The 21,715-nt window shown below is 69.7% G+C and carries 29 protein-coding genes and 2 pseudogenes; 26 read left to right on the top strand and 5 right to left on the bottom strand.

What is annotated here, in order from left to right:
• Positions 1 to 145 precede the first annotated feature (145 nt).
• The 14 genes from NH2_RS03070 (at position 146) to NH2_RS03015 (ending at position 9,087) form a co-directional block, all read left to right on the top strand.
• Positions 146 to 1,318, top strand: coding sequence for a lipid-transfer protein (locus tag NH2_RS03070; protein ID WP_067647871.1), 1,173 nt, complete (start codon positions 146 to 148; stop codon positions 1,316 to 1,318).
• 28 nt (positions 1,319 to 1,346) lie between these two features.
• Complete coding sequence (locus NH2_RS30070; protein ID WP_281202006.1) at positions 1,347 to 1,475, top strand: hypothetical protein; 129 nt, start codon at positions 1,347 to 1,349, stop codon at positions 1,473 to 1,475.
• A complete protein-coding gene (locus NH2_RS03065; RefSeq protein WP_067647868.1) occupies positions 1,472 to 1,909 on the top strand; it encodes an NUDIX hydrolase in 438 nt (145 codons plus the stop codon). Before NH2_RS30070 ends, NH2_RS03065 begins: the two co-directional genes overlap by 4 nt.
• A gap of 101 nt (positions 1,910 to 2,010) precedes the next feature.
• Positions 2,011 to 2,550, top strand: a complete 540-nt coding sequence (zapE, locus tag NH2_RS03060; RefSeq protein ID WP_067647865.1) for an AFG1/ZapE family ATPase — start codon at positions 2,011 to 2,013, stop codon at positions 2,548 to 2,550.
• 215 nt (positions 2,551 to 2,765) lie between these two features.
• A complete protein-coding gene (locus NH2_RS03055; RefSeq protein ID WP_067647860.1) occupies positions 2,766 to 3,689 on the top strand; it encodes a DUF4129 domain-containing protein in 924 nt (307 codons plus the stop codon).
• Positions 3,686 to 4,189 (top strand): hypothetical protein, encoded by a 504-nt coding sequence (locus tag NH2_RS03050; protein ID WP_067647857.1) that lies wholly within the window; start codon positions 3,686 to 3,688, stop codon positions 4,187 to 4,189. Before NH2_RS03055 ends, NH2_RS03050 begins: the two co-directional genes overlap by 4 nt.
• 31 nt (positions 4,190 to 4,220) lie before the next feature.
• The gene (locus tag NH2_RS03045; RefSeq protein WP_067647854.1) at positions 4,221 to 5,183 is read left to right on the top strand and encodes an AAA family ATPase; all 963 of its coding nucleotides are present in this window, start codon (positions 4,221 to 4,223) and stop codon (positions 5,181 to 5,183) included.
• Entirely contained in the window at positions 5,180 to 6,454 is a 1,275-nt protein-coding gene (locus NH2_RS03040; protein ID WP_067647852.1) for a DUF58 domain-containing protein, read from the top strand. Before NH2_RS03045 ends, NH2_RS03040 begins: the two co-directional genes overlap by 4 nt.
• Positions 6,451 to 6,969 carry a hypothetical protein gene (locus NH2_RS03035; protein WP_174552793.1) on the top strand — a complete coding sequence of 173 codons (519 nt, stop codon included), beginning with the start codon at positions 6,451 to 6,453 and terminating at the stop codon, positions 6,967 to 6,969. The genes NH2_RS03040 and NH2_RS03035 overlap by 4 nt, the downstream gene beginning before the upstream one ends.
• A 193-nt stretch (positions 6,970 to 7,162) precedes the next feature.
• Entirely contained in the window at positions 7,163 to 7,609 is a 447-nt protein-coding gene (locus tag NH2_RS03030) for a hypothetical protein (protein ID WP_067647849.1), read from the top strand.
• 151 nt (positions 7,610 to 7,760) lie between these two features.
• Positions 7,761 to 8,048, top strand: a complete 288-nt coding sequence (locus NH2_RS03025) for a helix-turn-helix domain-containing protein (RefSeq protein WP_067647846.1) — start codon at positions 7,761 to 7,763, stop codon at positions 8,046 to 8,048.
• Positions 8,045 to 8,383 carry a HipA N-terminal domain-containing protein gene (locus NH2_RS03020; protein WP_218021655.1) on the top strand — a complete coding sequence of 113 codons (339 nt, stop codon included), beginning with the start codon at positions 8,045 to 8,047 and terminating at the stop codon, positions 8,381 to 8,383. Before NH2_RS03025 ends, NH2_RS03020 begins: the two co-directional genes overlap by 4 nt.
• Complete coding sequence (locus NH2_RS29455; RefSeq protein ID WP_218021654.1) at positions 8,361 to 8,525, top strand: hypothetical protein; 165 nt, start codon at positions 8,361 to 8,363, stop codon at positions 8,523 to 8,525. Before NH2_RS03020 ends, NH2_RS29455 begins: the two co-directional genes overlap by 23 nt.
• A 52-nt stretch (positions 8,526 to 8,577) precedes the next feature.
• A complete protein-coding gene (locus tag NH2_RS03015; protein ID WP_218021653.1) occupies positions 8,578 to 9,087 on the top strand; it encodes a flavoprotein in 510 nt (169 codons plus the stop codon).
• A gap of 445 nt (positions 9,088 to 9,532) precedes the next feature.
• On the opposite strand, the gene NH2_RS28550 is transcribed toward NH2_RS03015, so the two are convergent.
• Positions 9,533 to 9,985: a DNA-directed RNA polymerase subunit beta gene (locus NH2_RS28550; RefSeq protein WP_157103586.1), complete on the bottom strand. Its 453-nt coding sequence runs from the start codon at positions 9,983 to 9,985 to the stop codon at positions 9,533 to 9,535.
• Between the two features lie 224 nt (positions 9,986 to 10,209).
• Between NH2_RS28550 and NH2_RS29605 the strand changes: the two are divergent.
• The 6 genes and pseudogenes from NH2_RS29605 to NH2_RS28545 form a co-directional block, all read left to right on the top strand.
• A pseudogene (locus NH2_RS29605) lies at positions 10,210 to 10,377 on the top strand (helix-turn-helix domain-containing protein); the annotation flags it as partial.
• Positions 10,378 to 10,459: 82 nt separating this feature from the next.
• On the top strand, positions 10,460 to 10,963 hold the full coding sequence (locus tag NH2_RS03010; RefSeq protein WP_067647840.1) for a DUF5753 domain-containing protein: 504 nt from the start codon (positions 10,460 to 10,462) through the stop codon (positions 10,961 to 10,963).
• Positions 10,866 to 11,150, top strand: coding sequence for a DUF397 domain-containing protein (locus tag NH2_RS03005; protein ID WP_369690023.1), 285 nt, complete (start codon positions 10,866 to 10,868; stop codon positions 11,148 to 11,150). The genes NH2_RS03010 and NH2_RS03005 overlap by 98 nt, the downstream gene beginning before the upstream one ends.
• A 60-nt stretch (positions 11,151 to 11,210) precedes the next feature.
• Complete coding sequence (locus tag NH2_RS03000) at positions 11,211 to 11,600, top strand: DUF4870 domain-containing protein (protein ID WP_067647834.1); 390 nt, start codon at positions 11,211 to 11,213, stop codon at positions 11,598 to 11,600.
• 40 nt (positions 11,601 to 11,640) lie between these two features.
• The gene (gene aat / locus NH2_RS02995; protein ID WP_067647831.1) at positions 11,641 to 12,378 is read left to right on the top strand and encodes a leucyl/phenylalanyl-tRNA--protein transferase; all 738 of its coding nucleotides are present in this window, start codon (positions 11,641 to 11,643) and stop codon (positions 12,376 to 12,378) included.
• 7 nt (positions 12,379 to 12,385) lie between these two features.
• Entirely contained in the window at positions 12,386 to 12,541 is a 156-nt protein-coding gene (locus tag NH2_RS28545; protein ID WP_157103585.1) for a hypothetical protein, read from the top strand.
• A gap of 1 nt (position 12,542) precedes the next feature.
• Here NH2_RS28545 and NH2_RS02990 read toward each other — a convergent pair whose 3' ends face one another.
• The 3 genes from NH2_RS02990 to kstD form a co-directional block, all read right to left on the bottom strand.
• Positions 12,543 to 13,436, bottom strand: a complete 894-nt coding sequence (locus NH2_RS02990; RefSeq protein ID WP_084505175.1) for an NAD-dependent epimerase/dehydratase family protein — start codon at positions 13,434 to 13,436, stop codon at positions 12,543 to 12,545.
• 222 nt (positions 13,437 to 13,658) lie between these two features.
• Positions 13,659 to 14,522, bottom strand: a complete 864-nt coding sequence (chsH3, locus tag NH2_RS02985; RefSeq protein WP_067647826.1) for an enoyl-CoA hydratase ChsH3 — start codon at positions 14,520 to 14,522, stop codon at positions 13,659 to 13,661.
• A complete protein-coding gene (kstD, locus tag NH2_RS02980) occupies positions 14,522 to 16,204 on the bottom strand; it encodes a 3-oxosteroid 1-dehydrogenase (protein WP_084505237.1) in 1,683 nt (560 codons plus the stop codon). The genes chsH3 and kstD overlap by 1 nt, the downstream gene beginning before the upstream one ends.
• 95 nt (positions 16,205 to 16,299) lie before the next feature.
• Between kstD and NH2_RS02975 the strand changes: the two genes are divergently transcribed.
• Positions 16,300 to 17,901, top strand: a complete 1,602-nt coding sequence (locus NH2_RS02975; RefSeq protein ID WP_067647820.1) for an FAD-binding protein — start codon at positions 16,300 to 16,302, stop codon at positions 17,899 to 17,901.
• Positions 17,902 to 18,267 (top strand): annotated as a pseudogene (locus NH2_RS27915) (2-keto-4-pentenoate hydratase); the annotation flags it as partial.
• Between the two features lie 35 nt (positions 18,268 to 18,302).
• Here NH2_RS27915 and NH2_RS30065 read toward each other — a convergent pair.
• Positions 18,303 to 18,428: a hypothetical protein gene (locus tag NH2_RS30065; protein WP_281202012.1), complete on the bottom strand. Its 126-nt coding sequence runs from the start codon at positions 18,426 to 18,428 to the stop codon at positions 18,303 to 18,305.
• A 71-nt stretch (positions 18,429 to 18,499) separates the two neighbouring features.
• Here NH2_RS30065 and NH2_RS02965 point away from each other — a divergent pair, with 71 nt between their 5' ends.
• From NH2_RS02965 to NH2_RS02950, 4 genes are all read left to right on the top strand, one after another.
• A complete protein-coding gene (locus NH2_RS02965) occupies positions 18,500 to 18,970 on the top strand; it encodes a hypothetical protein (RefSeq protein ID WP_067647815.1) in 471 nt (156 codons plus the stop codon).
• An 85-nt stretch (positions 18,971 to 19,055) separates the two neighbouring features.
• On the top strand, positions 19,056 to 19,364 hold the full coding sequence (locus NH2_RS02960) for a hypothetical protein (RefSeq protein ID WP_067647811.1): 309 nt from the start codon (positions 19,056 to 19,058) through the stop codon (positions 19,362 to 19,364).
• Between the two features lie 84 nt (positions 19,365 to 19,448).
• Complete coding sequence (locus NH2_RS02955) at positions 19,449 to 20,186, top strand: SDR family oxidoreductase (protein WP_067647807.1); 738 nt, start codon at positions 19,449 to 19,451, stop codon at positions 20,184 to 20,186.
• Between the two features lie 57 nt (positions 20,187 to 20,243).
• The gene (locus tag NH2_RS02950) at positions 20,244 to 21,713 is read left to right on the top strand and encodes an AAA family ATPase (RefSeq protein ID WP_067647803.1); all 1,470 of its coding nucleotides are present in this window, start codon (positions 20,244 to 20,246) and stop codon (positions 21,711 to 21,713) included.
• Positions 21,714 to 21,715 lie beyond the last annotated feature (2 nt).

Genomic DNA, 21,715 nt, shown 5'->3' with positions numbered 1-21,715 from the left:
GGAGTCAGGCCCGGAGGCGGGAGCGCAGCGTGGCCACGGAGGGCCCTCGGTCATGCCGGGTGGGCACAGCATGAGCGAGTCAGGCCCGGAGGCGGGAGCGCAGCGTGGCCACGGAGGGCGCTCGTCCATGCCCGGAGGGCACAGCATGAGCGGACTGTCCGGGAAGGCGGCGATCGCCGGGATCGGCGCCACCGACTTCTCCAAGGAGTCCGGCCGCAGCGAACTCCGGCTCGCCGCCGAGGCGGTGACCGCCGCGCTCGCCGACGCCGGGCTCACCCCGGCCGACGTGGACGGCCTCACCACCTTCACCATGGACACCAACCTGCAGGTAGCGGTGGCGCGAGCGGTCGGCATCCCGCAGCTCACCTTCTTCAGCCACATCGGCTACGGCGGCGGCGCGGCCTGCGCCACCGTGCAGCAGGCGGCCATGGCGGTGGCGACCGGGGTGGCCGAGGTGGTGGTGGCTTACCGGGCCTTCAACGAGCGCTCGGTATCGCGATTCGGGCAGTTCTCCAGTTCGCTGGCGGCGGCGCCGACCTCGTCCGGGATCGACGCCGGGTGGTCGTACCCGCACGGCCTCGGCACCCCGGCCGCCCAGGTGGCGATGGTGGCGCGCCGGTACATGCACGTCTACGGAGCGACCAGCGAAGACTTCGGGCGGGTCGCGGTCGCGGACCGCAAACACGCCGCGGTGAACCCCGACGCCTTCTTCCACGGCAAGCCGATCACCCTGGACGACCACCAGAACTCGCGCTGGATCGCCGAGCCGCTGCACCTGCTGGACTGCTGCCAGGAGTCGGACGGCGGGGTCGCGCTGGTGATCGTCAGCGCCGAGCGGGCGAAGGAGCTGCCCAACCCGGCCGCGGTGATCACCGCCGCCGCCCAGGGCAGCGGCGCCGACCAGTACGTCATGACCAGCTACTACCGCGACGCGCTCACCGGGCTGCCGGAGATGGGGCTGGTCGGCGAGCAGCTCTGGGCGCAGAGCGGGCTGCGGCCGGACGACATCCAGACGGCGGTGCTCTACGACCACTTCACCCCGTTCGTGCTCATGCAGCTCGAGGAGCTGGGGTTCTGCGGGCGCGGCGAGGCGCGGGAGTTCATCGCCGACGGGGCGATCGAACTCGGCGGGCGGTTGCCGTTGAATACGCACGGCGGGCAATTGGGCGAGGCGTACATCCACGGGATGAACGGGATCGCCGAGGGGGTTCGGCAGTTGCGGGGGAGCTCGGTGAATCAGGTGCCGGACGTCCGGAACGTCCTGGTGACCGCCGGTACCGGCGTCCCGACGTCGGGGCTGATCCTCAGCGCGGCGTGAACTCGGCCCGGCCGCTCGCCCGCGCGGCATGGCTGGGATGCGCGCCGACCCGGCCGCGGTGAAGAGCCTGCCCGCGGCCCGATCCGCGGTGCTGCGCGCTCCGCTGGCACGCTGGGTCCGGCGCACCACCCCGCGCCGGAGAGGAGCGCCGCCGTGATCGCCCGGCACCTGGTCGATGTGCACATCCTGCTCACCGGGCAGGACGAGATCCTGCTCAGCCTGCGCCGCAGCGGCGACGAGTTCGAGGCCCGCTGGCACCTGCCCGCGGGCAAGCTGGAGGCAGGCGAACCGGCCGCGCTCGGCGCGGTCAGGGAGGCGCGCGAGGAGGCCGGGGTCGAGATCGACCCGGCCGACCTGCGCCTGGTACACACCGCGCACGTGGTGAGCCCGAATCGCGCTGCCCGCCTCGGCCTCTTCTTCCACACCGAGCGGTGGCGCGGCACCCCGGAGAACCGCGAGCCGGACAAGTGCTACGAACTCCGCTGGTTCCCGCTCGGCGCCCTCCCCGCGGACCTCATCCGCTACCCGGCACTCGGCATCGAGGGCTGGCGCTCGGGTGCCCCCTACAGCGAGTTCGGCTGGGCGGAGTGACGGCCGGGGCGGCGCCGACCGAACTCGCCCACTGTGCACCTGCTCACGACCACCGCCCGTATCAACTCCGATGCACTACAACCGAGTGCGGAGGTGCGCCGATGCTCGAACCAGCGCTCGACGCTGCGCAAGAGGCGGCCGCGGCCGCCCTCGACGCCCTGCTCGACCGCCGCGGCCGGGTCCGCAAACCTGGCGGCTCCCGCCCGGCGGGCATCTACCTGCACGGCCGCCCCGGCCGCGGCAAGACCATGCTCATGGACCGCTTCTTCGCCGCCACCAGCTCCAAGCGCAAGGCCAGGCTGCACTTCCACCGCTTCTTCGCCGACCTGAGCGCCGCCGTCCGGATCACCGGCTCCATGCGCACCGCGGTGGACATGGTGGTCGGCGATGTCGACCTGCTCTGCTTCGACGAGTTCCAGGTGGACGACATCGGCGACGGCATGCTCATCGCCCGCCTGCTCGACGTGCTCTTCACCCGCCGCGTCCTGGTAATCGTCACAGCCAACCAGGCTCCCGCGGAGCTGCTGCCGAACCCCGTCTTCCACGAGCAGTTCGAGCCGACCATCGCGCTCATCACCGGTCCCCGGGCTGGCCCGGATGCTCAGCAGGCTCGCCGAACTGATACCTGTTCCACCTCCTGAGACAGTGACGTGAGATTGCACAGCGGCCGCCCGTGTAGTTTGTGGCCGAACCCGACCGGTCGGCAAGAGCGCTGGTGAGAGCGGTTTGTGAGCCCTCCGGATGTCACCGATTCGGACTCGAGCGGACCACCCGGCATGTAACTATGTGGGCGAATTCGGTGTGATCGGGGGTTAGTGAACTGAACGTGGCAAGGGCGCGAGCGCCGATCGCACGCGTGGTCGTATCGATCGCGCTGCTGTGCTGTGCGCTCGTCGCGCTCCGCGGCCACCTGCCCGGCGCCGAGGCGGCCCGCCCGCCGGAGCCCGTCGCGCCATCCGCGCTCACCCTCGCGCTCATGCCGGTGCTGCTCACCGTCTCGGTGGTGATCCTGGCCGCCGGGGTGATCGCCTCCAGGCACCGGCTGCCGCTGGCGGTGCCCGAACCCGAGCGCGAGGAGGAGCGCGAGCTCGGCAAACTCGGCCCGCTCGGGGTACTCGTCGTCGCCGGGCTGGCGCTGCTGGCCATGGCGCTGGCGGTGGGGTCGGTGGCGTACCTGCTGCGGGCCACCGCGCCGGAGCAGGAGGCGGGCCCGGTCGTGCTGCCGCCCTCGCCGACCGGCACCGCCCCGCTCACCACCGACGCCCCGCCCCCCGACCCCGGCGCCGCCCCGCTCGGGCTGGACGGCACCGCGCTGCTGCTCACCGCCGTCACCGCCGCCGTGCTGCTCGGCGCCGCGCTGATCGGGCTGCTCGTTGTGCTCTTCTCCGGCCCGAACACCCGCAGGCGGGTGGCCGCGGCGCCGCTCGAGCCGGAGACCCCGAGCCAGATCGACACCCTGGCCCGCGCCGCCGAGATGGGGCTGGCCGCCATGAACGCGCCCGGCCAGGACGCCCGCACCGCCATCATCGCCTGCTACGTCGCCATGGAGCGCGGGCTCTCCGCCGACCGCGCCGCCGCCCCGCTCGCCTCCGACACCCCCATGGAGGTGCTGGCTCGGGCCTTCGAGCACGGCGCGCTGCGCGACGCGTCGGCCCGCGAGCTCGTTGCCATGTTCGAGGAGGCGCGGTTCAGCCCGCACGCCATGCTGGAGTGGCAGCGCATGCGCGCCGAGCAGCTGCTCCGGGTCGTGCTCGCCGATCTGCAGGGAGAAATGGCATGAACCGTGCCGGTGCGGTGGCGGCGGGGGCGGTGGTCGTCCTGTTCGTCGAGCTGATCGCCTTCCGGGTGGCGCGCGAGCTGGCGCTGCTCGTCGCCGCGGTGCCGCTGGTGCTGGTGCTCTGGGTGCTGGCCAGGTGGTGGCTGAGCGAGCGGCAGCCGTTCAGCGAGCCCGATCCGCCGCCCGCCGACATGGAGAACGGCCCGGCCGAGATGCTGGAGCGCTGGCAGGCGCGGGCCACCGTGCTCGCCGACCGCGCCGACGGGACCAGGGCCGATTGGGACAAGCACCTGCGTCCCATGCTGGCAAAGGAGTTCGAACTCTCCACCGGGCTGCGGATCGCCAAGAACCGGAGAGCCACCGAGGCTGCGGGGTTGCTGCAGTTCGGGCCGGAGCTGTGGCGATGGGTGGACCCGGCCGATTCGGCGACTCGCGATCACACCGGTCGCGCGCCAGGCCGGGCGGCACTGGACGAGATCCTGCGCCGATTGCAGCGACTGTGAAAATGGGGTCGAGGGAAATGCGGGTGTTCACATGACCATGCCGATGGACGCTACCGTCCACCGCAGCGAGGCCGTCCTCCGCGAACTGTCGCGGGTGGTGGTGGGTAAACGCGACGAATTGCAGCTGATCCTGGTGGCCGTGCTGGCCGGCGGGCACGTGCTGATCGAGGACCTGCCCGGCCTCGGCAAGACGCTCATCGCCAGATCGTTCGCCGCCACCCTCGGGTTGAATTTCACCAGGGTGCAGTTCACCCCCGACCTGCTCCCCGCCGATCTGCTCGGCTCCACCATCTACGACATGAACACCGGCCGCTTCAATTTCCGCCGCGGCCCGATCTTCACGAACATGCTGCTCGCCGACGAGATCAACCGCACCCCGCCGAAAACGCAGGCCGCGCTGCTGGAGGCCATGGCGGAGGGGCAGGTGAGCATCGACGGCGAGACCTTTCCGCTGCCCGATCCGTTCATCGTGCTCGCCACCGACAACCCCATCGAGTACGAGGGCACCTACCCGCTGCCCGAGGCCCAGCTGGACCGGTTCGCCATCCAGTTACGGCTCGGTTACCTCTCCGAACACGACGAGACCCAGATGATCCGGCGTCGCCTGGAGCGCGGGGCGGTGCCGCCGCAGGTCGGGCAGGTCGTCGATGCCCAGGGGCTGCTGGAGATGCGGCAGTCCGTCGAGTACGTGACCGTGCACCCCGACGTGGTCAGCTACGTCGTCGCCCTTGCCGCCGCCACCCGCGCGCACCCGCAGGTCGAGGTGGGCGCCAGCCCGCGCGCCGAACTCGACCTGGTGCAGATGTCGCGGGCGCGGGCGCTGCTGCTCGGCCGCGACTACGTCATCCCCGAGGACGTCAAGGCGCTGGCCGTGCCCGCCATGGCGCACCGGATCACGCTGCGGCCGGAGATGTGGGTGCGGCGCATTCGCGGCGAGGATGTGATCTCGGAACTGCTGCGCCGCCTTCCGGTGCCGCGCGCCACGAACTCATGAGGCATCGGAACGCCGGGGCCAGCGTCGAGGCGGAGTTGCGGTGGCGGCCCGCGCCGCTGGTCTTCATGCTGCTCGCGGTCGCAGGCATGTGTTTACTGCTCGCCCTGGTCCTACAACGGTGGCAGCTGGTGGTTTTCGCCGCGCCGATGATCGGTGTGCTGATCACCGCGCCGTGGCAGCAGTCGCGGACCCGGATCCAGGTGGACGGGTCGGGGACGATGCGGTGTTTCGAGACCGAGGAGGTGACCTTCGAGGTCGCCGCTTTCGTCGATGACGGGCATGCGCTGCTCCGGATGACGCCGGAGCCGCTGGCCGGGCTGGCCGTACACGTCGAGGAGAGTTCGGATTCCGGGCTCGCGCCCGCCGGGTTGCGGTTGACGCTCTCCGCGCGGCGGTGGGGGCGGTATCCGGCGGCCGTCCGCGTGTCCGCCCTGAGTCCGGCGGGGCTCGCCGTCGCCACCGCCGTGCTGCCCGCCGGGCAGTTGTACGTGTACCCGATTACCGATCCGCAGCGGCTGACGCTGCCGCGCATCGATATGCCGGAGCGGCTCGGAGTGCATCTGACCCGGAAACACGGGCCCGGTGTGGAGTACGCGGATATTCGCGCCTACGCGCCGGGCGACCAACTGCGGCTGGTCAACTGGCCGGTGAGTGCGCGGCGCGGGAAGCTCTACGTCACCGAGCGGTTCACCAATCGCTCCGCCGACGTCGTCGTGCTGGTCGACACCTCCCAGCAGGCCCCCGGCCCCGCCACCGACTCGCTGGAGCTCTCCGTGCGCGGGGCCGCCCAGGTGGTGCAGTCCACCCTGCAGGCCGGCGACCGCACCGCGGTTGTCTGCCTCGGCGAGACGCCGCGCTGGTTGCGGCCCGATATCGGGCGTCGGCAGTTCTACCGGATCGTCGACACGGTGCTGGATGTCGGCGACGAGCACATTCCGACCACCGGCACCCTCGCCCCGCACGCCGCTGTGCCGCTCGGCGCGATCATCGTGGCGTTCTCAACTTTGCTCGACACCCAGTTCGCCCTGGCCCTCATCGACCTGCGCAAGCGCGGTCACGTGGTGATCGTGGTCGACGTCCTGCGCGGCACCCCGTTCCGGGGCGGACTCGACCCCACCCTCGGGAAGATGTGGCAGCTGGAACGCACCGCCATGTACCGCGACATGGGGACCGTCGGCGTCGACATCGTCGGCTGGCCGGAGGACGCCAGGCTCGACCAGGTCATGAAGCTGATCCCCGAGCACCGCCGGATGATTCGAGCCCGCCGATGAAACGCTTCCTCGCCGCCCTCTCCGGGGTCCTGCTCGCCGTCTCCGTCGCGACGGTCGAGCCGCGGCTCGCGGTCGTCGTCCTGGTCCTGGCCGCCATCGGCCTGTGGTTCCGGATCGCCGCCGTGTGTGCGGTCCTCGTCGTGGTCGGGCTCATCGCTTTCGCCGACGTCGATCTGGTTGTCTGCGCCGCGGCAGGTCTGGTCGCCACCACGTACTTGCTGAATAGCGCGACGGTCACCGCCCCGGCCGGCGTCGTCCCCACCACCATTCCCTCGGTCGTCGGAGCGCTGTTCTTCTCCGGCTGCGCGGTCGCCGTAGCGAGCGTCCCCCTCGACCTTCCCTACGCCCCCCTCGCCGCCCCGGTCCTCGTCCTGGTCCTCAGCGCGCTCGTGCTGCTCGGAGTAGCCGTGCGGCGCAACGGTTCTGTGCCAACCCCTCCGACGGCTCCCGCTACGTCGGTGGAGCCCCAGCCCGACGCGAAATCTGCTGACGAGCCGACCACCGCTGAGCGATGATGAACCCGGGAGGGGAAATGGACAGGGGCACGATCCACCGCTGGAACCCAGCGACGGGAACGGGCGTGATCCGAATCGGAGAAACGCTCGTGTGGTTCCACTTCTCCGCCTTCGACAATGCCTCGGTGACCGATGTCGCCGAAGGCTTACCGGTCGACGTCGACGTCGACCACACGTCTCAGGGGGAATTCTCATGTCGCGCTGCGCGCATTCGGCTGTCATCGCCTGCATCCTGGCAATCCTGACCGCAGGTCCGGCGTCCGCGAAGCCGGGTCAAGCCGACTTCACTCCGTCGAACACGGCACACCGCTACAGCGGCGACCACGGCGTCTTCACCGCCGACGCTGTCTACGATCCGGCGAACCCCCGGCTCTTCTGGTCTCTTCGACTGTCGGATTCCGTGCGAGCGATCGTGCAGGGGCCGATGTCGTGCGGAGCTCATGTCGAGGGAAAGCGCGGATATGCCGACCACCACCCGTCCATTGCCGCGGACTACCAGTGGCACTCCGTCGTGCCGAACCTCCAACTGGATACGCGGTACCGGCTCGTCGCGAATTGCGCATTCACCGCGACGAACGGTCACACCACCGCGCCCGGCCGAGTCGACTACTCGGTCGTCTTCACCCTGCACTCCCGGTGAGCCATGGGCTACCTTTTGGACCGCCTTGAGCTGGAACCGCCGCGATGCGCTGAGGCTGCATCGCCCATTCTTCACCGAAGTATGGCGAGTATTCTCGTCATACTGGCATGCTATGACGCACATAGTCGCCATAAGCGGAAGGGGGTGACCGATGGCAGGCTACCGGATCGACCGACAGCTCACCTCCTTCGGCGAGCATGTCCGCGGCTGGCGCCTGGTCCTGGGCCTGACCGCGCAGCAGGTAGCTGAACGGGCCGACATCTCACGCGACACCCTGCGCAGAATCGAGACCGGCGACCCAGGTGTCAGCTTCCGCAACGTCGCCCAGGTGCTCCGCGCGCTCGGTGTGCTCAATATCGCTGTGGAGTCGATCGACCCGCTCCGCAGCGATATCGGCCGCTTGCGCGCGGGCAATCTCACCAAGAAGCGGGCGCGATGACCACCGTCGAGGTTCTGGTGGACGAGCGGGGGCACACCAGGTCCGTCGGCCGGGCCCATTTCACCCGTGATCGAGGTCAGATCTCCACCACCTTCTACTACGACCCCGGCTACCTCGCGGATGACGGCGTGGCGATCGACCCGGCACTGCCCCTCGTGTCCGGCGCTCAGCACCAAAGGGAGCTGATTCGCGCCTTCGCGGACAGCGCACCCGGACCCGGACCCGCTCCGGCCTCGATCGACCTTCATCGCGGGAGCCGACGCGCCGCCCGACGAGATCGAGGGCTTGCTGGCGCTGGCGCAGGATTGCGGGATGTCGGCCGAGCAGGCCCGTGAGCGAATGCGCCACGTCGCGGCAGCGCTGGCGAGCTGGCCCGACCAGGCGCGCAGAAATCAGCTCAGCGAGCGTGAGATCAGCACAATGGCCGGGTCGATCGAGCCGCGGCTGGAGGCTGTCGCCGCGGCTGCCCGGCGCTGACAATCGCGCAGGCAGACTCGGTCGTATGCACCCGGTGCGCCATGATCACCCGGTGCCCACCCTCTACCTGATCATCTGCGCCGCGGGTGAAGCTCATCGCGCCGCGGAGATGGTCCGCTCCGCCCGAGCCGATGGCTGGTCTGTCCACTGCATAGCCACGCCCGCCGCCGTCGAGCACTTCCTCGACATCCCTGAGTTGGAAGCCGTCACCGGCCACGAGGTACGCACAGCCCACCGCAATCCCGGTGACCCACCGCTGCCGCCCGCCGACGCGGTGATCGTCGCCCCCGCCACCTACAACACCATCAACAAGTGGGCCGCGGGCATCGGCGATACCTATGTCCTGATCAAGCTCGCCGAACTCACCGGACTCGGGGTCCCGATCGTTGTGGTCCCGTACGTGAACGCGGTGCTTGCCGGGAATCGCGTTTTTCACCGCAGCTTGGCCGAGCTCCGGGAATCGGGGGTCCGGGTGCTCTACGAGCCGCATGCGCCAGGCGGTGATTCGTCCGGCGGCTTTTCCTGGCCGGCGGCGCTCGCCGCTATCCGGCGCAGGCGGTAGCGTCGAGCACACTCTTTTGGAAACACTGGCCGCTCACGCCGATCTGGCAGTTGAAGGTCGGGGACGTTGTCTCGCCGTTAGGCGAACAGAAGCCATTTACGGTTCGAGAAAAAGGCGCTCGTTCGGAAGGCGCGGCGCATCCGCCGCACCATGCGGACTTACCCGAACCGTCTCCGCCAGACGATGGTGCTCGAGGTCGCAGACAAAGACCAAAGCGGCGGTGAGGCATGCGGCGAAGTTGAATTCGACTCCACCGATGCGAAGGGTGAGCCGGACGTCGGGCTCGTGCGGACGTGGTGAGGGCATTGTCACGCGCCGGTCCACCCGGTGAGCGCAGCGGCGAGGCGCTCGAGCAGTTCGCGTTCCGGCGGCCGGATGAGTGTCATCGGTGGGGGTATCGGCTTCGGTTTCCGAACGGGCAGCGGCTCCGGAGCGGGGCGGGCGGTCATCGCTGCGCCGCGCATCGGCGTAGGGCGGAGACCACGGCGCTTCTGGATGGGAAAGCAGTGCTGACCGGTGGGACGATCCAGATCCGTGCCGCCGCGTGCCTGGCACCCGGTGAAGGAAGCGGAATGTCCGTGTCGGTGACGATTCCGGCGTTCGCTGCGGCCATCCCGACCGGCTCTCTGTCGTCGGGCAGGTCGGGTTCGGTCAGGAACATCCAGCGGCGGGCGGGTGGGTAGCAGGAGATCGGTCCGTGGTGGCCGGCCGACATCAGGTCGGCTGCGACTGAGAGTCCGAGTATGCGGGGCATGGTGATGGCGGAAATCTCTGCACCGGGTGCAAGGATTTGCTGTGCACACCACTCGGGGATGAAGGCGGGGATGCCGCATGCGCGGCGGTAGTAGTCGCAGCGCTGTTGGGCGGTGGTGCCCCAGGGCGGTGGTTCGGTCCGCATCGGCCTCTGCTCTCGGATGTATGCCAGAGGCTCGCGTACTCCGGCTGGTGATTTGCGCCCATGACACAGCGGGTGCGGAGTAGGGTTCGCCGAATCGGGACGCCCGAAGGGGGATTCGTTCATCGGCCCTGGGATGTGCCCGTCGCAGGTGGGAGTACGTATTCGAAGCGGGTTGCCAGCGGTACCCGAAATGGGTACCCGGCTGAGCCCGGAACGGGGGAGTCATGGACCATGCGCAAACGGGATCGACGCTGCCGCGTCGGCAGCTCGGCCGCTACCTCCGCGAGTGGCGGTCGCGGGTCGGACTGACGCAAGCGGCGGCGGGCCGGTTGATCGAGATGAGCGCGAGTGCGCTGCAACGGATCGAGGCGGGAGAGACCACGCGGCTACGTGGCCGCGATATCGAAGCGCTGTGCGATGTGTACGGTGTGCCGCCGGAGACTACGGCGGCGTTCGCTCCAAACGCCGCAGTACGTGCACGATTTGATCCGCGCCCGGCAGCCGGAAGGTCCGGCACACGAGTGGGCGCAGCACGTCGAGTTCCGTGCGCATCGGCGGACGATCATCCAGCGGCGAACAGCGCCGGTCCGCCTCGATGTCGTGATCGGCGAGGCGGCGTTGCGGCGACCCGCGGGCAGTTCCGCCATGATGGCGAAGCAGTTGCGGCATCTCGCGGACGTGCCTGGCCAATTGCCGCACGTCACGGTCCGTGTGCTGCCGTTCGCCGCAGGCTTTCCGGGCGGGGTCTCGCTGCCGCCGTTCGTCATTCTCGGCTTCGGTGAGACGACTCCCGGTGAGCCCGTCGAACCGCCGGTGGTCTACCTCGAAGCGGTGGTCGGCAATCTCTACCTCGAGAAGCCGGAAGATACAGCGAAGTATCATGAGGCGCACGCCCACCTGGTGCGTGCTGCGCTGGATGAGGCGGACAGCAGGCAACTGCTCCGGCAGGTGGCAAGGGAGTATGAACGTGGACTATGACCTTTCGGACTTGGCCTTCCGTAAGAGCAGCTTCAGCCAGGCCGGTGGTGAGTGTGTCGAGGTGGCTGCGGCACCGAATGGCGACCACTACGTCCGCGACTCCAAGAACCCCGCCGCCGGAGCCCTCCGCTTCACCGCCGCCGAGTGGACCGCCTTCACCAGCGGCATCCGCACCGGAGAGTTCTGACCTGCGCCTCCTGCGAAAACCTGGGATCGGTAGGCGCCCAACCCGGCATCTACTTACCGCATGACATCTCCCCAGCAGAACCTGAACCCCACCGGCCTCGACAAGAAGACCAGCGCGATCCTCTCCTACGCCCTCGGCTGGCTCACCGGAATCGTCTTCCTCATCGTGGGAAAGCACGACCCCGACGTCCGCTTCCACGCCGCGCAGTCGACTGTCTTCTTCGGCGCCGTCTCCGTACTCAATATCGTCCTGAGCATCCTCGGCTCGCTCCTCGGCGCGGTCGGGATCATCCTCAGCCTGGCCGGATTCGCGCTCGGGGTGTTCGCCGCCGTCGTCTGGATCATGGCCATGCTGCAGGCGAACCGGACCGGCGGCGTGCGCGCCGAGCTGCCGATCGTCGGGAAGCTCGTCGCCCCCTACGCCGAGCGGCTGGCCGGGGCAGTCAACTGACGGCAGGAAGCCGGTCGCGAAGGTCGGTAGCGTCTCCCCGATGGACGACGCTGCCGACCTGATGCGGCTCTACCTCGCCGATCCGGATCAGCCCTTCCCGCCGGTCGAGTTGGCCGACCCCTCCGGGCTGATCGCTTTCGGCGGCGATCTGTCCCCGCGGCGGCTGCTGAACGCCTACTCCGCAGGCATCTTCCCCTGGTATGACCCCGGCGAGATCATCCAGTGGTACTGCCCGGACCCGCGCAGCATCCTGATTCCGACCGACCTACGCGTCACCAAGTCGTACCGGCGAGCCGTCGACAGAGCCGACTACGCGGTGACCATGAATCGCGCCTTCGCCACCGTGATGTCGAACTGCGCCGAACCCCGCGATGACGATGCCGGAACCTGGATCGGCGCGGACATGCTCGCCGCCTACCTCCGGCTGCACCAGCTCGGGCACGCGCACTCGGTCGAGGTGTGGCGCGACGGCGAGCTGATCGGCGGGCTCTACGGCGTCGCCCGCGGCCGTTCCTTCGCGGGCGAATCCATGTTCTCCCGAGCCCGCGATGCCTCCAAGGTCGCGCTCCACTGGCTCTGCACCCAGCTCACCGCGTGGAAGTTCCCCCTCATAGACTGCCAGATCGCTTCCGGCCACCTCACCTCCCTCGGCGCCATCGAGGTGTCCCGGGCGGACTTCCTGTCCCTGCACACCCGAGCCGCTGCCCTTCCCGGCCCGCCCGGCCGATGGAAGTTCGACCTTTCGGTGCCCGCCTCACCCGACCACCTGCCACTGTGAGCGCACATTGATAGTCCAAGGGTGGGCCGACGAGGCGGAAGCCGGTTACGACGTCGCGCGGCTGAGTAAACATCTCATCGCCACCATGGACGATGCCGATCCGGATTCCATCGAACTCGACATCGAATGGCCCGCGGATATCGCCGCAACCCCATCGGCGTAGTTCAGCGGAGTGTTCGCACCTGCGTCGACCAGGCGTCCCGGACGATCTCCTCGAGCTCTGAACGGCGAGGTGACCACCCCAGATCCGCGATCGCCCTGGACGGATCGCTGATCGAAACCGCAGGCTCCGGCGCCGCCGGACGGTACTCGAGCGGAACCGGCCGCCCGGTCACTCGCTCTACCGCGGCGACGACGTCCTTCACACTGCTCCCCACCCCGCTCCCGACGTTGTACGTCACCGCCCGCTCGACCGCGGGCAGGTGGTCGACGGCGGCGGCGAAGGCGTCGGCGGCGTCCGCGATGTGCAGATAGTCGCGGACCGCTGATCCGTCGCCGTTGACCGTGAGCGGCGCCCCGCATCCGGCGGCGGTGAGCGCGCGGGGGAGCAGGCGGGTGGGGTCGGGGTCGGTGCCGCCCGCGATGTTGAGCATTCGCAGGATGATGGCGGGGAACGAGGCGAGTGCCAGTTCGGCGGCGAGCTTGCCTGCGGCGTACGGGTGCGGCGGGGCGGGCGGCAGGTCTTCGGTCATGGGTTGTCGGTCCGGCGCGCCGTAGACCGAGCCGGTCGAGGCGAAGACGATGTGCCGGACGCCGGCGGCCGCCATGGCGTCGAGCAGCAGAAACGTCCCGGTCGCATTGGTGCGGAAGTAGCCGAGCGGGTCGGCCAGCGATTCGCGGGCGCGGGTGCGGCCCGCGAGGTGGCACACCGCGTCCACATCTCGAACGGCTTCCCGGAGCGACCGGGGATCGTGCAGGTCGGCGACCCGGACCGGGCTGGGTTCACCAACCCGGCCCGGAGCCCGAACCATCGGGATGGGTTCATGGCCACGGCCGCGCAGCGCTGCGACGACGGCCCGGCCGACATAGCCGTTCGCTCCGGTCACGAGTACCCGCACCGGGCCATCATGGCAGGTCGGGAGTTCGGATCGGGGCGCTTCCCCGCCGTCGCGCTGCCACGGATTTCGCGGTCGGGGCGAGTCGCCGCGCGCCGCCGAGCCGGGTGCGCCGACGCGCGGCGGTGTGCGGTCGGTCCGGCTACCCGGCGGCAGGGAATCCGAGCCGCGAGCCCGACGCTACCGCCGCGCAGGGCGTTGGTGCGGCCGCGGGTGCGGCGAAACCTACACCGCGATCCGCAACTCCACGTCGGCGAGCACCGGCGCATCGTCCCGCTCGACAACGGTCACCCCGAGCGTGACCACGTCCCCCGAACGCCATCCGCGAATCCGCAGGGTCTCACCCGGAAATACCACCCCGGCGAACCGCGCCCGAAATCCACGGACCTGCGAAACATCGCTGCCGAGAAGCGCATCCGTCGCCGCCTTGCAGGCGATCCCGTACGTGCACAGCCCGTGCAGAATCGGCGCGGGGAATCCGGCATCCGAAGCGAACGCCGGATCCGAGTGCAGCGGGTTGCGATCCCCGCTCATCCGATACAGCAGCGCCTGCTGCGGCAGAATCGGCACCAGCTCCTCGAAATCCGGAGCGGACGAGGGAATCTCGACCTTGGTCGACGGGCCACGCTCCCCGCCGAACCCACCCTCGCCCTTGGCGAAGATGGACGACCGATCGGTCCACAGCGGCTCCCCGTCGGAGCCCACGATGGTCAGCTCCCGCACGACGACCGCGGCGGAACCCTTGTCCCACACCTCGGTCACCCGACCGGAGAGCGTCGCCTTGCCGGAGGCCGGAATGGGCCGATGCACGACGATTTCCTGGTGCGCGTGCACCACCTTCGCCAGGTCGATATCGACGCCGGGGTAGCTCACGCGCGGCGGCTCGGTCTCGTGCACGGTCGGTGCGACAGCCGCGAAAGTAGGCAGCACCTGGGGCGCGACGTCGTCCAGGTAGCGCAGCTCGGCCGGGTCGAGCCAGCGCGTGCCCGCGCCCAGCCCCAGGTGGTAGACCTGCACATCCGACGGCGTCCAGGAGAAGGAGCGTCCGGGCAGTTCGGCGCCGAGCGCGCGTTCCAGATCGATGGGCATCAGCGACCCTCCTCGGCCTTCCGCTCGACGATATCCAGGACGGCCAGGTACCCGAAGGTCAACGCCGGACCGATGGTGGCGCCGGGGCCCGCGTACGTGTGCCCCATGACCGGCGCGCTCACGTTGCCCGAGGCGTACAGCCCCTCGATCACGCTCTGATCCTCGCGCAGCACCCGACCGGCGGTATCGGTGACGACGCCGCCCTTGGTCCCGAGGTCACCCGGAACCAGTACTACGGCGTAGAACGGCCCCTCCTCCAGCGCGCCGAGGCACGGGTTCGGCTTGACGGTCGGGTCACCGTAGTACTTGTCGTAAGCGCTGTCCCCGCGGTGGAAATCCGCATCGACGCCGGACTTCGCGAACCCGTTGAACCGCTCGACGGTGCCCGTCAATGTGTCGGCGGGCACGCCGATCTTCGCGGCGAGTTCGGCGAGCGTCGGCGCCGAGACGATGTGATCGTTCTCCAGCCACCGCTTGGGAATCCGCTGCCCCGGTTGCAGCCCGGCGAAGATGTACCGATCGCGGTACCGCTGATCGAAAACCAGCCACGCCGGAATGTTCTCGCCCGGCCCTTCGCCCTCCCCGTACTCTCCGCCGTACATGGTGTGCACCGCCTCGACATACGGCGCGGATTCATTGCCGAACCGCTCGCCGCGGTCGTTCACGATGATGCACCCGGGCAGATTCCGCTCGGAAAGGCAGAACCACGGCTTTCCGCCCTTGAAAATGGTCGGCCCCCACCAGGCATCCGCCATGATGTCGGTATCGGCGCCGAGCTCGATGGCGGCCCGGTGCCCGTCGCCGGTATTGGCGGGCGCGCCGGTGGTCCAGCCGGTGGTGATCGGGGCACGCTGGTACTTCGCGCGCATCTCCGCATTGTGGTCGAACCCGCCGGTCGCCAGCACCACCCCGCGCTTGGCGGTGAACCGCACCGCCTCCCCGTTCTGCTCGGCGTCCACCCCGACCACCCGGCCGTTCTCCACGACGAGCCCGGTGAGCGGCGTCTCCAGCAGCACCGGCACGTCGGCGTCCATCAGCCCCTTGCGGATGGCGGCGGCCAGCGCCTGCCCCATGCCGAGCAGGTGCTTCCCGGTCAGCCGCGCCCACGTGGTGCGCGCGCCGACCTTCGCCGCCCGCAGCATCCCGCGCGGGTGCCTGCGGATCAGGTTGAGCTGCTTGAAGTCGGCCTGGGTGACCACGACGTTCAGCGGCGCCTTGCTGTACGCGGGCTCCAGCTTGAACCGCTCGTCCCCGAGCACCTTGGCGTTGAACGGCCGTGGCTCGCACGAGCGTCCTGCGGCCAGCCCGCCGGGCGCCTCGGGGTAGTAGTCGGAGTACCCGGGCACCCAGCGCATCTTCAGCGGCGTGTGGTCGAGCACGAAATCGAACGCCTCGGCGCCGCGGTCGATGTAGGTGTCGATCCGGTCCTTCGGCACCACCTCGCCGATAATGCTGTGCAGGTAGGTCCTGGCCTCCTCGCGGTCGTCCGGCCGCCCGGACGCCTTCAGCGCCTTGTTCCCCGGAATCCACACCCCGCCCCCGGAGCGCGCGGTCGACCCGCCGTAGTGCGCGGCCTTCTCGATGACCACGACGCTGAGTCCGTGGTGTGCCGCGGTGAGGGCCGCGGTCATCCCGGCGGCGCCGCTGCCGACCACCACCACGTCGTATTCCCGATCGCTCATGTAGAACACGTTATAGAATGGTCGCGGCTTCGGTCTATGTCTGGTGGCAGATGACTTGATATGAGCCGGGTAACTCGTTTCAGTTCGGAGGGTGGATGGAGTGGGATGGCAGCGCTGACGTCGTCGTGATCGGCGCCGGGGCCGCGGGCGCCGCCGCCGCGCTGGAGGCGGCGGCAGCGGGGGCGCGGGTGCTCGCGCTGGACCGATTCGCCGGCGGCGGGGCGGCGGCGCTCTCCGGCGGCATCGTCTACGCGGGCGGCGGGACCAGCATCCAGCGTGCGGCGGGGGTCTCCGACGACCCGGCGTGGATGCTCGCCTACCTCCAGCGCGAGGTGGGCGACGTGGTCGCCCCGGAGACGCTGCGCCGATTCGTGGACGAGAGCCCGGCGCTCATCGACTGGCTGATCGAGCACGGCGTCCCCTTCGACCCCTCGCTCTGCCCCTACAAGACCTCCTACCCGAACGACGACTGGTACCTCTACCACTCCGGCAGCGAGCTCTCCGGCGCCTTCGCCGACATCCCGCCCGCGCAGCGCGGGCACCGGGTGAAGGGGCGCGGGGTGTCCGGAAAGAAGTTCGCCACCGGGCTGCTCGCCTCCATGCGAAAGGCCGGGATCCAGCTCGAGACCTGCACCCGCGCGACGACCCTACTCACCGACGACACCGGCGCGGTGATCGGCGTCGAGTGCGTGACCATGAACGAGGCACCCCGCCGCGTGCGCGACCGGTTCGCGCGGATGGCGGCGCTCGCGGCCAAGCCGGGCATCTACTACCCGCCGCTGCGCAGGGCGATGGAGCAGCGCATGGCCCGGCTCGAGCAGCGCTACGGCGTCACCCGGAAGGTGCTCGCCCGGCGCGGTGTGATCGTCAGCGCGGGCGGGTTCATCGCCGATCGGGCGATGGTGCTGGAGCACGGCCCGGAGTTCCGGCACGGCCTCGCACTCGGCACCACCGGCGACGACGGCAGCGGCATCCGCATGGCGCAGCGGGCGGGCGCCGTCACCGCGCACATGGACAATATCTCCGCCTGGCGCTTCCTCCTCCCGCCCAGCGCGTTCGCCGGAGCATTGCTGGTCGACGCGGCGGGCACCCGCGTGATCGACGAGACCCGCTACGGCGCGGCGGTCGGCGGCAAACTGGTCCGCGAGCACGGCGGCCTCGGCTGGCTGCTCGCCGACGACGTGGTCGCGCGCCGCGCCTTCGGGCAGATCCACAGGGAAGGCGCCTGGTTCCAGCGCGCCCAGTTCGAGCCGATCCGACGCCGGGCCGTCAAGGCCACCACCATCGAGGAGGCGGCCAGGCGGGCCGGCATCGACCCGGCGGGTCTGCGCGCCACCGTCGACGCGCACAACGCCGCCATCGCGAACGGCACCCCCGACCCCGTCGGCAAACCCGCCGAATTCCGCGAACCCTGCCACACCGGCCCGTTCTGGCTGTTCGATGTGGGTATCAAACCCAGCCTCACCAACCCCTGCCCGATGCTCACCCTGGGCGGCGTGGTGGTGAACGAGGAGACCGGAGCCGTGCGCGACCGCGACGGCGCCGACATCCCCGGCCTCTACGCCGCGGGCCGCACCGCCGTCGGGATCTGCTCGCGCTCCTACGTGAGCGGGCTCTCGCTCGCCGACTGCGTCTTCTCCGGACGTCGCGCCGGGCGGGCGGTGGCCGGGGCGGCGATGGTGGAAGGAACCCGATAGGTGCTCTCCGACGCGGTACGAATGGAGCTGGCCACCGAGCTCGCGACCGCCGAGCGCGAACGGGTGGCGATCGACCCGCTGGGCACCCCGAAATCGACGTGGTCGACGCCTACGAGATCCAGCTGCTGAACATCAGGGACCGGCTGGCGAGCGGCGCGAAGGTGGTCGGGCACAAGGTCGGGCTCTCCTCGAAGGCCATGCAGCAGATGATGGGCGTGGACGAGCCCGACTACGGGCAACTGCTCGCCGAGATGGAGGTCTACGAGGACCGCCGGTGCCCGCCGGGAACTACCTCTTCCCGCGGGTAAGGTGGAGGTCGGGTTCATTCTCGGCGCCGACCTGCCGCACTGCCGGGTCAGCGAGCAGGCGGACCGCAGCGGAAGTATCGATCAGGTAGCCGATCACCGCCGGTACTCGCGCTTGTCGAGCAGCACGTCGAAGTCGCCCTGTTCGGCCATCCCGACGAGGCCGTTGAGTGCCCGCACCCGCTTCAAGCGCCGGGCGACCTCGATCAATAGCTTCGACACGCCCGCTAGGCCATGAAGTGCCATCCGGCTGCTAGCCAGGTCCTCTGCCATGATCTTGCTAAGATCATGGCATGATGATGTTCCAGGTTAGTGACCTAGCGGGAGCGCGCCGGCGCGAGTTCCTCGACGAGGCCAAGCAGGACTCTGCGTCGCTGCGGGACACCGATGGCTCGGTCCTGGTCATGCTCGCGGCTCGCCGGGTGGCGGCGTTGCGCGAGGCGGCCTCGGTCGCAACTCTGCTCTTCGCCGTCGAAGCCGTGCTGGCGCGGACCGATAAGCCGACGCCGGTCGAACTGGGCGGCTTGGCCTGGCTGGTGGAATTCGACACGGACGACCGGGTTGAAGCGCTGTCCGAGATCAGGAATGCCGTCGCTCTCACCGTTGCGTCGGAGGATCCGGCGCCGCTGCGTGAAGTGCTGCAAGCATGGGCGACCACCGCCTCGGTCATGCGCGATCCCGCGCGCCGCGCGATCCACACCGCTTCGGCGGACGAGCTCGAGTTCGCCGAGGTCGATGCTCCGCGCCAGAGTGACGATGGCTGAGGGCGATCCGCAACCCGGCGCCTACCGCCCATTCGTCGCCGCCAGGTCGCCCGGTGGCAGACCGCGAGACAGACCTGATTATCGGGTGCTGGTGCACCGGCAGTACGTCGAGGTCTGGAACGAACTCGCCGACCGCGTCGGTTTGACCGCAGCGCGGCAGTTCTGGGACCACGTGTCGGCGACGCCAGGCCGACCTCCGGAGGTGGGCAGCTCGACAATGCTGCGCGGCAAACACCACGGCCCCAAGTGGCCGGGCTACTCCCGCACCATCCACTACGAGATCAGCGGCGCCGGACGCATCGACTACCAATACTGCAGCGATACGCGGGAAGGGGCAGAGGGCGATCCGCACGCGGTCGTCAAAATTCTTACCATCGACCTGGGCAGTCACTGAGGTGGTGTAGATCTCACGGGTTATCTGTCAGCTTCTCCGGACCTACGCGGTCTACCCGATAACCGACGAGCGAAGGAGCGGGCGATGAGGATCGCGGTGGCAGGTGGGACCGGGACGGTGGGGAAGCTGGTGGTGGAGGTGCTGCGCGAGCGCGGTCACGAGGCGGTGGTGCTGGCCCGCTCGACCGGGGTGGACCTGCGCACCGGTGCGGGGCTCGACCTGAGCGGAGTCGATGCGGTGATCGATCTGACCTCGATGGTCACCCGGTCGGCCGCGGCGGCGACGGAGTTCTTCGAGCAGGTCACCGCGAACCTGCACCGCGCGGAAGAGGCGGCGGGGGTGCGGCACCATGTGCTGCTCGGGATCGTCGGGAGCGATGCGGTGCCGTTCGGCTACTACACCGGGAAGATGGCGCAGGAGCGCGCCGTCGAGCGGGGGCCGGTGCCGTGGACGCTGCTGCGCGCCACCCAGTTCCACGAGTTCGCCGGGCAGCCGCAGGGCGGGGTACGGGTCGGCCCGCTGACGCTGGTTCCCGCCATGCGGGTGAACCCGGTCGCGGCGCGCGAGGTGGCCGAGCGGCTGGTCGACTTGGCGGTCGGTGCGCCGCAGGGCCGGGTGCGAGACCTCGGTGGCCCGGCGGAGTTGCCGCTGGACGACATGATCCGCCGGTATGCCGCCGCTACCGGCCGCGGCGATCGGGTGCTGCGGTTCCCGCTGCCGGGTAAGGCGGGGCGTGCGTTCCGGCAAGGGGCTCTGGTTGCCGGGCCGGATGCCGATCGCGGCACCCAGACGTTCGAGCAGTGGCTCGAAAACAGCAACTAGCAGCGGTTTATTGAGAGAAGTATACTTATCATAACTGTACTTCTCTCAGGAGCCGCCGTGGAAAAGCCAGCCGACGTCTTCGATCGGGATCGCGAGTGGACCGCGCTGAGCCGCTTCGTCACGGACGAGAGCAGCGGAGCCTCGCTCGGCGTCGTCTCGGGCAGGCGGCGGCAGGGGAAGAGCTTCCTCCTGGAGGCGGTCTGCGAGAGCGCGGGCGGTTTCTACTTCTCGGCGCAGGAAGCCGCCGATGCTGAGTCGCTCGCCTCCATCGGGCAGGCGCTGACCCGACACCTGCGGCCGGTGGTGCCGTTCGCACCCGCCGACTGGGGGCAGGTGATCGACGTGCTCCTTCGGATGGGAACGGAGCGGCCCGTCCCGGTGGTCATCGACGAGTTTCCCTACCTGGCGCGGGTGAACCCGGCCCTGCCCTCCATCCTCCAGGGTGCGTACGCCCCGCGGCGGAGCGAGCGCACCTCGTCCCGCACCCGGCTGCTGCTGTGCGGTTCGGCACTGTCCTTCATGGGGAAACTGCTGTCCGGCAATGCCCCGCTGCGCGGCCGCGCCTCGCTCGAGCTGCCCGTCCGCACTCTCGGATACCGGGAGGCGGCGCGGTTCTGGGAGATCGACGACCCGCGGCTGGCGCTGCGCGTGCACGCCGTGGTCGGCGGTACGCCCGCGTACCGCACCGAAATGATCCGCTACGACGCCCCGCGCGGGCTCGGCGACTTCGACGACTGGGTCGTCCGCGCGGTCCTCTCCCCGGGCAGCCCGATGTTCCTCGAAGCCCGCTACCTGCTCGCCGAGGAGCCCGACCTCCGCGACGGCGCCATCTACAACTCGGTACTCAACGCGATCGCCAACGGCAACAGCGGCCGCGGCGGTATCGCGGGCTATGTGGGCCGGAAGTCGAACGAGCTCGCGCACCCGCTGACCGTGCTCGAGGATGCGGGCCTGATCACCCGCGAAGTCGACGCCTTCCGCGCCAACCGCACCGATTTCCGTATCGCCGAACCGCTGCTCACCTTCTACCACGCGATCATGCGGCCCTACTGGTCCCAGCTCAGCGCGGCGACGGCCATCGAGCGCATCTGGGAGCGGTCCGCGCATCGCTGGACGAGCAATGTCCTCGGACCGCACTTCGAGCAGGTGTGCCGGGAGTGGGCGGCGCAGTACGGGCACGAGCGGCGGCTTGCGGACCTGCCTGTTCGGGTGTGCGCGGGCACCGTCAACGATCCCGACGATCGGACGACGCACGAGGTGGATGTGGTCGCGGTCGGTTACGCCGACGGGAATCGGCCGCCGCTGCTCGCGCTGGGCGAGGCGAAGTGGAACGACGTCATGGGGATCGGGCACCTGGAGCGGCTTCGGCGCATCCGCGATCTCGTCGGCCGTCAGGGACGCTACGACACCGAGGCGAGCCGCCTGCTCTGCTTCTCCGGGGCTGGATTCACCGACGATCTGGTACAGGAGCAGAGCCGTGGTGAGGTCGAGTTGATCGGCCTCGACGAGTTGTACGGCAGAGCGTAGGG

Origin of the sequence: Nocardia harenae NBRC 108248, assembly GCF_001612885.1 — a bacterium.
In the GTDB taxonomy this organism is placed as follows: domain Bacteria; phylum Actinomycetota; class Actinomycetes; order Mycobacteriales; family Mycobacteriaceae; genus Nocardia; species Nocardia harenae.
Note: the sequence above shows the minus strand (reverse complement) of the source record. Positions and strands in the feature narration are given on the sequence as shown.

Excerpts from the sequence above, each read along its gene's own strand:
- NH2_RS03070 (WP_067647871.1), top strand. The coding sequence starts at position 146 with ATGAGCGGACTGTCCGGGAAGGCGGCGATCGCCGGGATCGGCGCCACC.
- NH2_RS30070 (WP_281202006.1), top strand. The coding sequence starts at position 1,347 with ATGGCTGGGATGCGCGCCGACCCGGCCGCGGTGAAGAGCCTGCCCGCG.
- zapE (WP_067647865.1), top strand. The coding sequence starts at position 2,011 with ATGCTCGAACCAGCGCTCGACGCTGCGCAAGAGGCGGCCGCGGCCGCC.
- NH2_RS03050 (WP_067647857.1), top strand. The coding sequence starts at position 3,686 with ATGAACCGTGCCGGTGCGGTGGCGGCGGGGGCGGTGGTCGTCCTGTTC.
- NH2_RS03045 (WP_067647854.1), top strand. The coding sequence starts at position 4,221 with ATGACCATGCCGATGGACGCTACCGTCCACCGCAGCGAGGCCGTCCTC.
- NH2_RS03040 (WP_067647852.1), top strand. The coding sequence starts at position 5,180 with ATGAGGCATCGGAACGCCGGGGCCAGCGTCGAGGCGGAGTTGCGGTGG.
- NH2_RS03035 (WP_174552793.1), top strand. The coding sequence starts at position 6,451 with ATGAAACGCTTCCTCGCCGCCCTCTCCGGGGTCCTGCTCGCCGTCTCC.
- NH2_RS03030 (WP_067647849.1), top strand. The coding sequence starts at position 7,163 with ATGTCGCGCTGCGCGCATTCGGCTGTCATCGCCTGCATCCTGGCAATC.
- NH2_RS03025 (WP_067647846.1), top strand. The coding sequence starts at position 7,761 with ATGGCAGGCTACCGGATCGACCGACAGCTCACCTCCTTCGGCGAGCAT.
- NH2_RS03020 (WP_218021655.1), top strand. The coding sequence starts at position 8,045 with ATGACCACCGTCGAGGTTCTGGTGGACGAGCGGGGGCACACCAGGTCC.
- NH2_RS29455 (WP_218021654.1), top strand. The coding sequence starts at position 8,361 with ATGTCGGCCGAGCAGGCCCGTGAGCGAATGCGCCACGTCGCGGCAGCG.
- NH2_RS28550 (WP_157103586.1), bottom strand. The coding sequence starts at position 9,985 with ATGCGGACCGAACCACCGCCCTGGGGCACCACCGCCCAACAGCGCTGC.
- NH2_RS03005 (WP_369690023.1), top strand. The coding sequence starts at position 10,866 with ATGAGGCGCACGCCCACCTGGTGCGTGCTGCGCTGGATGAGGCGGACA.
- NH2_RS03000 (WP_067647834.1), top strand. The coding sequence starts at position 11,211 with ATGACATCTCCCCAGCAGAACCTGAACCCCACCGGCCTCGACAAGAAG.
- aat (WP_067647831.1), top strand. The coding sequence starts at position 11,641 with ATGGACGACGCTGCCGACCTGATGCGGCTCTACCTCGCCGATCCGGAT.
- chsH3 (WP_067647826.1), bottom strand. The coding sequence starts at position 14,522 with ATGCCCATCGATCTGGAACGCGCGCTCGGCGCCGAACTGCCCGGACGC.
- kstD (WP_084505237.1), bottom strand. The coding sequence starts at position 16,204 with ATGAGCGATCGGGAATACGACGTGGTGGTGGTCGGCAGCGGCGCCGCC.
- NH2_RS02975 (WP_067647820.1), top strand. The coding sequence starts at position 16,300 with ATGGAGTGGGATGGCAGCGCTGACGTCGTCGTGATCGGCGCCGGGGCC.
- NH2_RS02965 (WP_067647815.1), top strand. The coding sequence starts at position 18,500 with ATGATGATGTTCCAGGTTAGTGACCTAGCGGGAGCGCGCCGGCGCGAG.
- NH2_RS02955 (WP_067647807.1), top strand. The coding sequence starts at position 19,449 with ATGAGGATCGCGGTGGCAGGTGGGACCGGGACGGTGGGGAAGCTGGTG.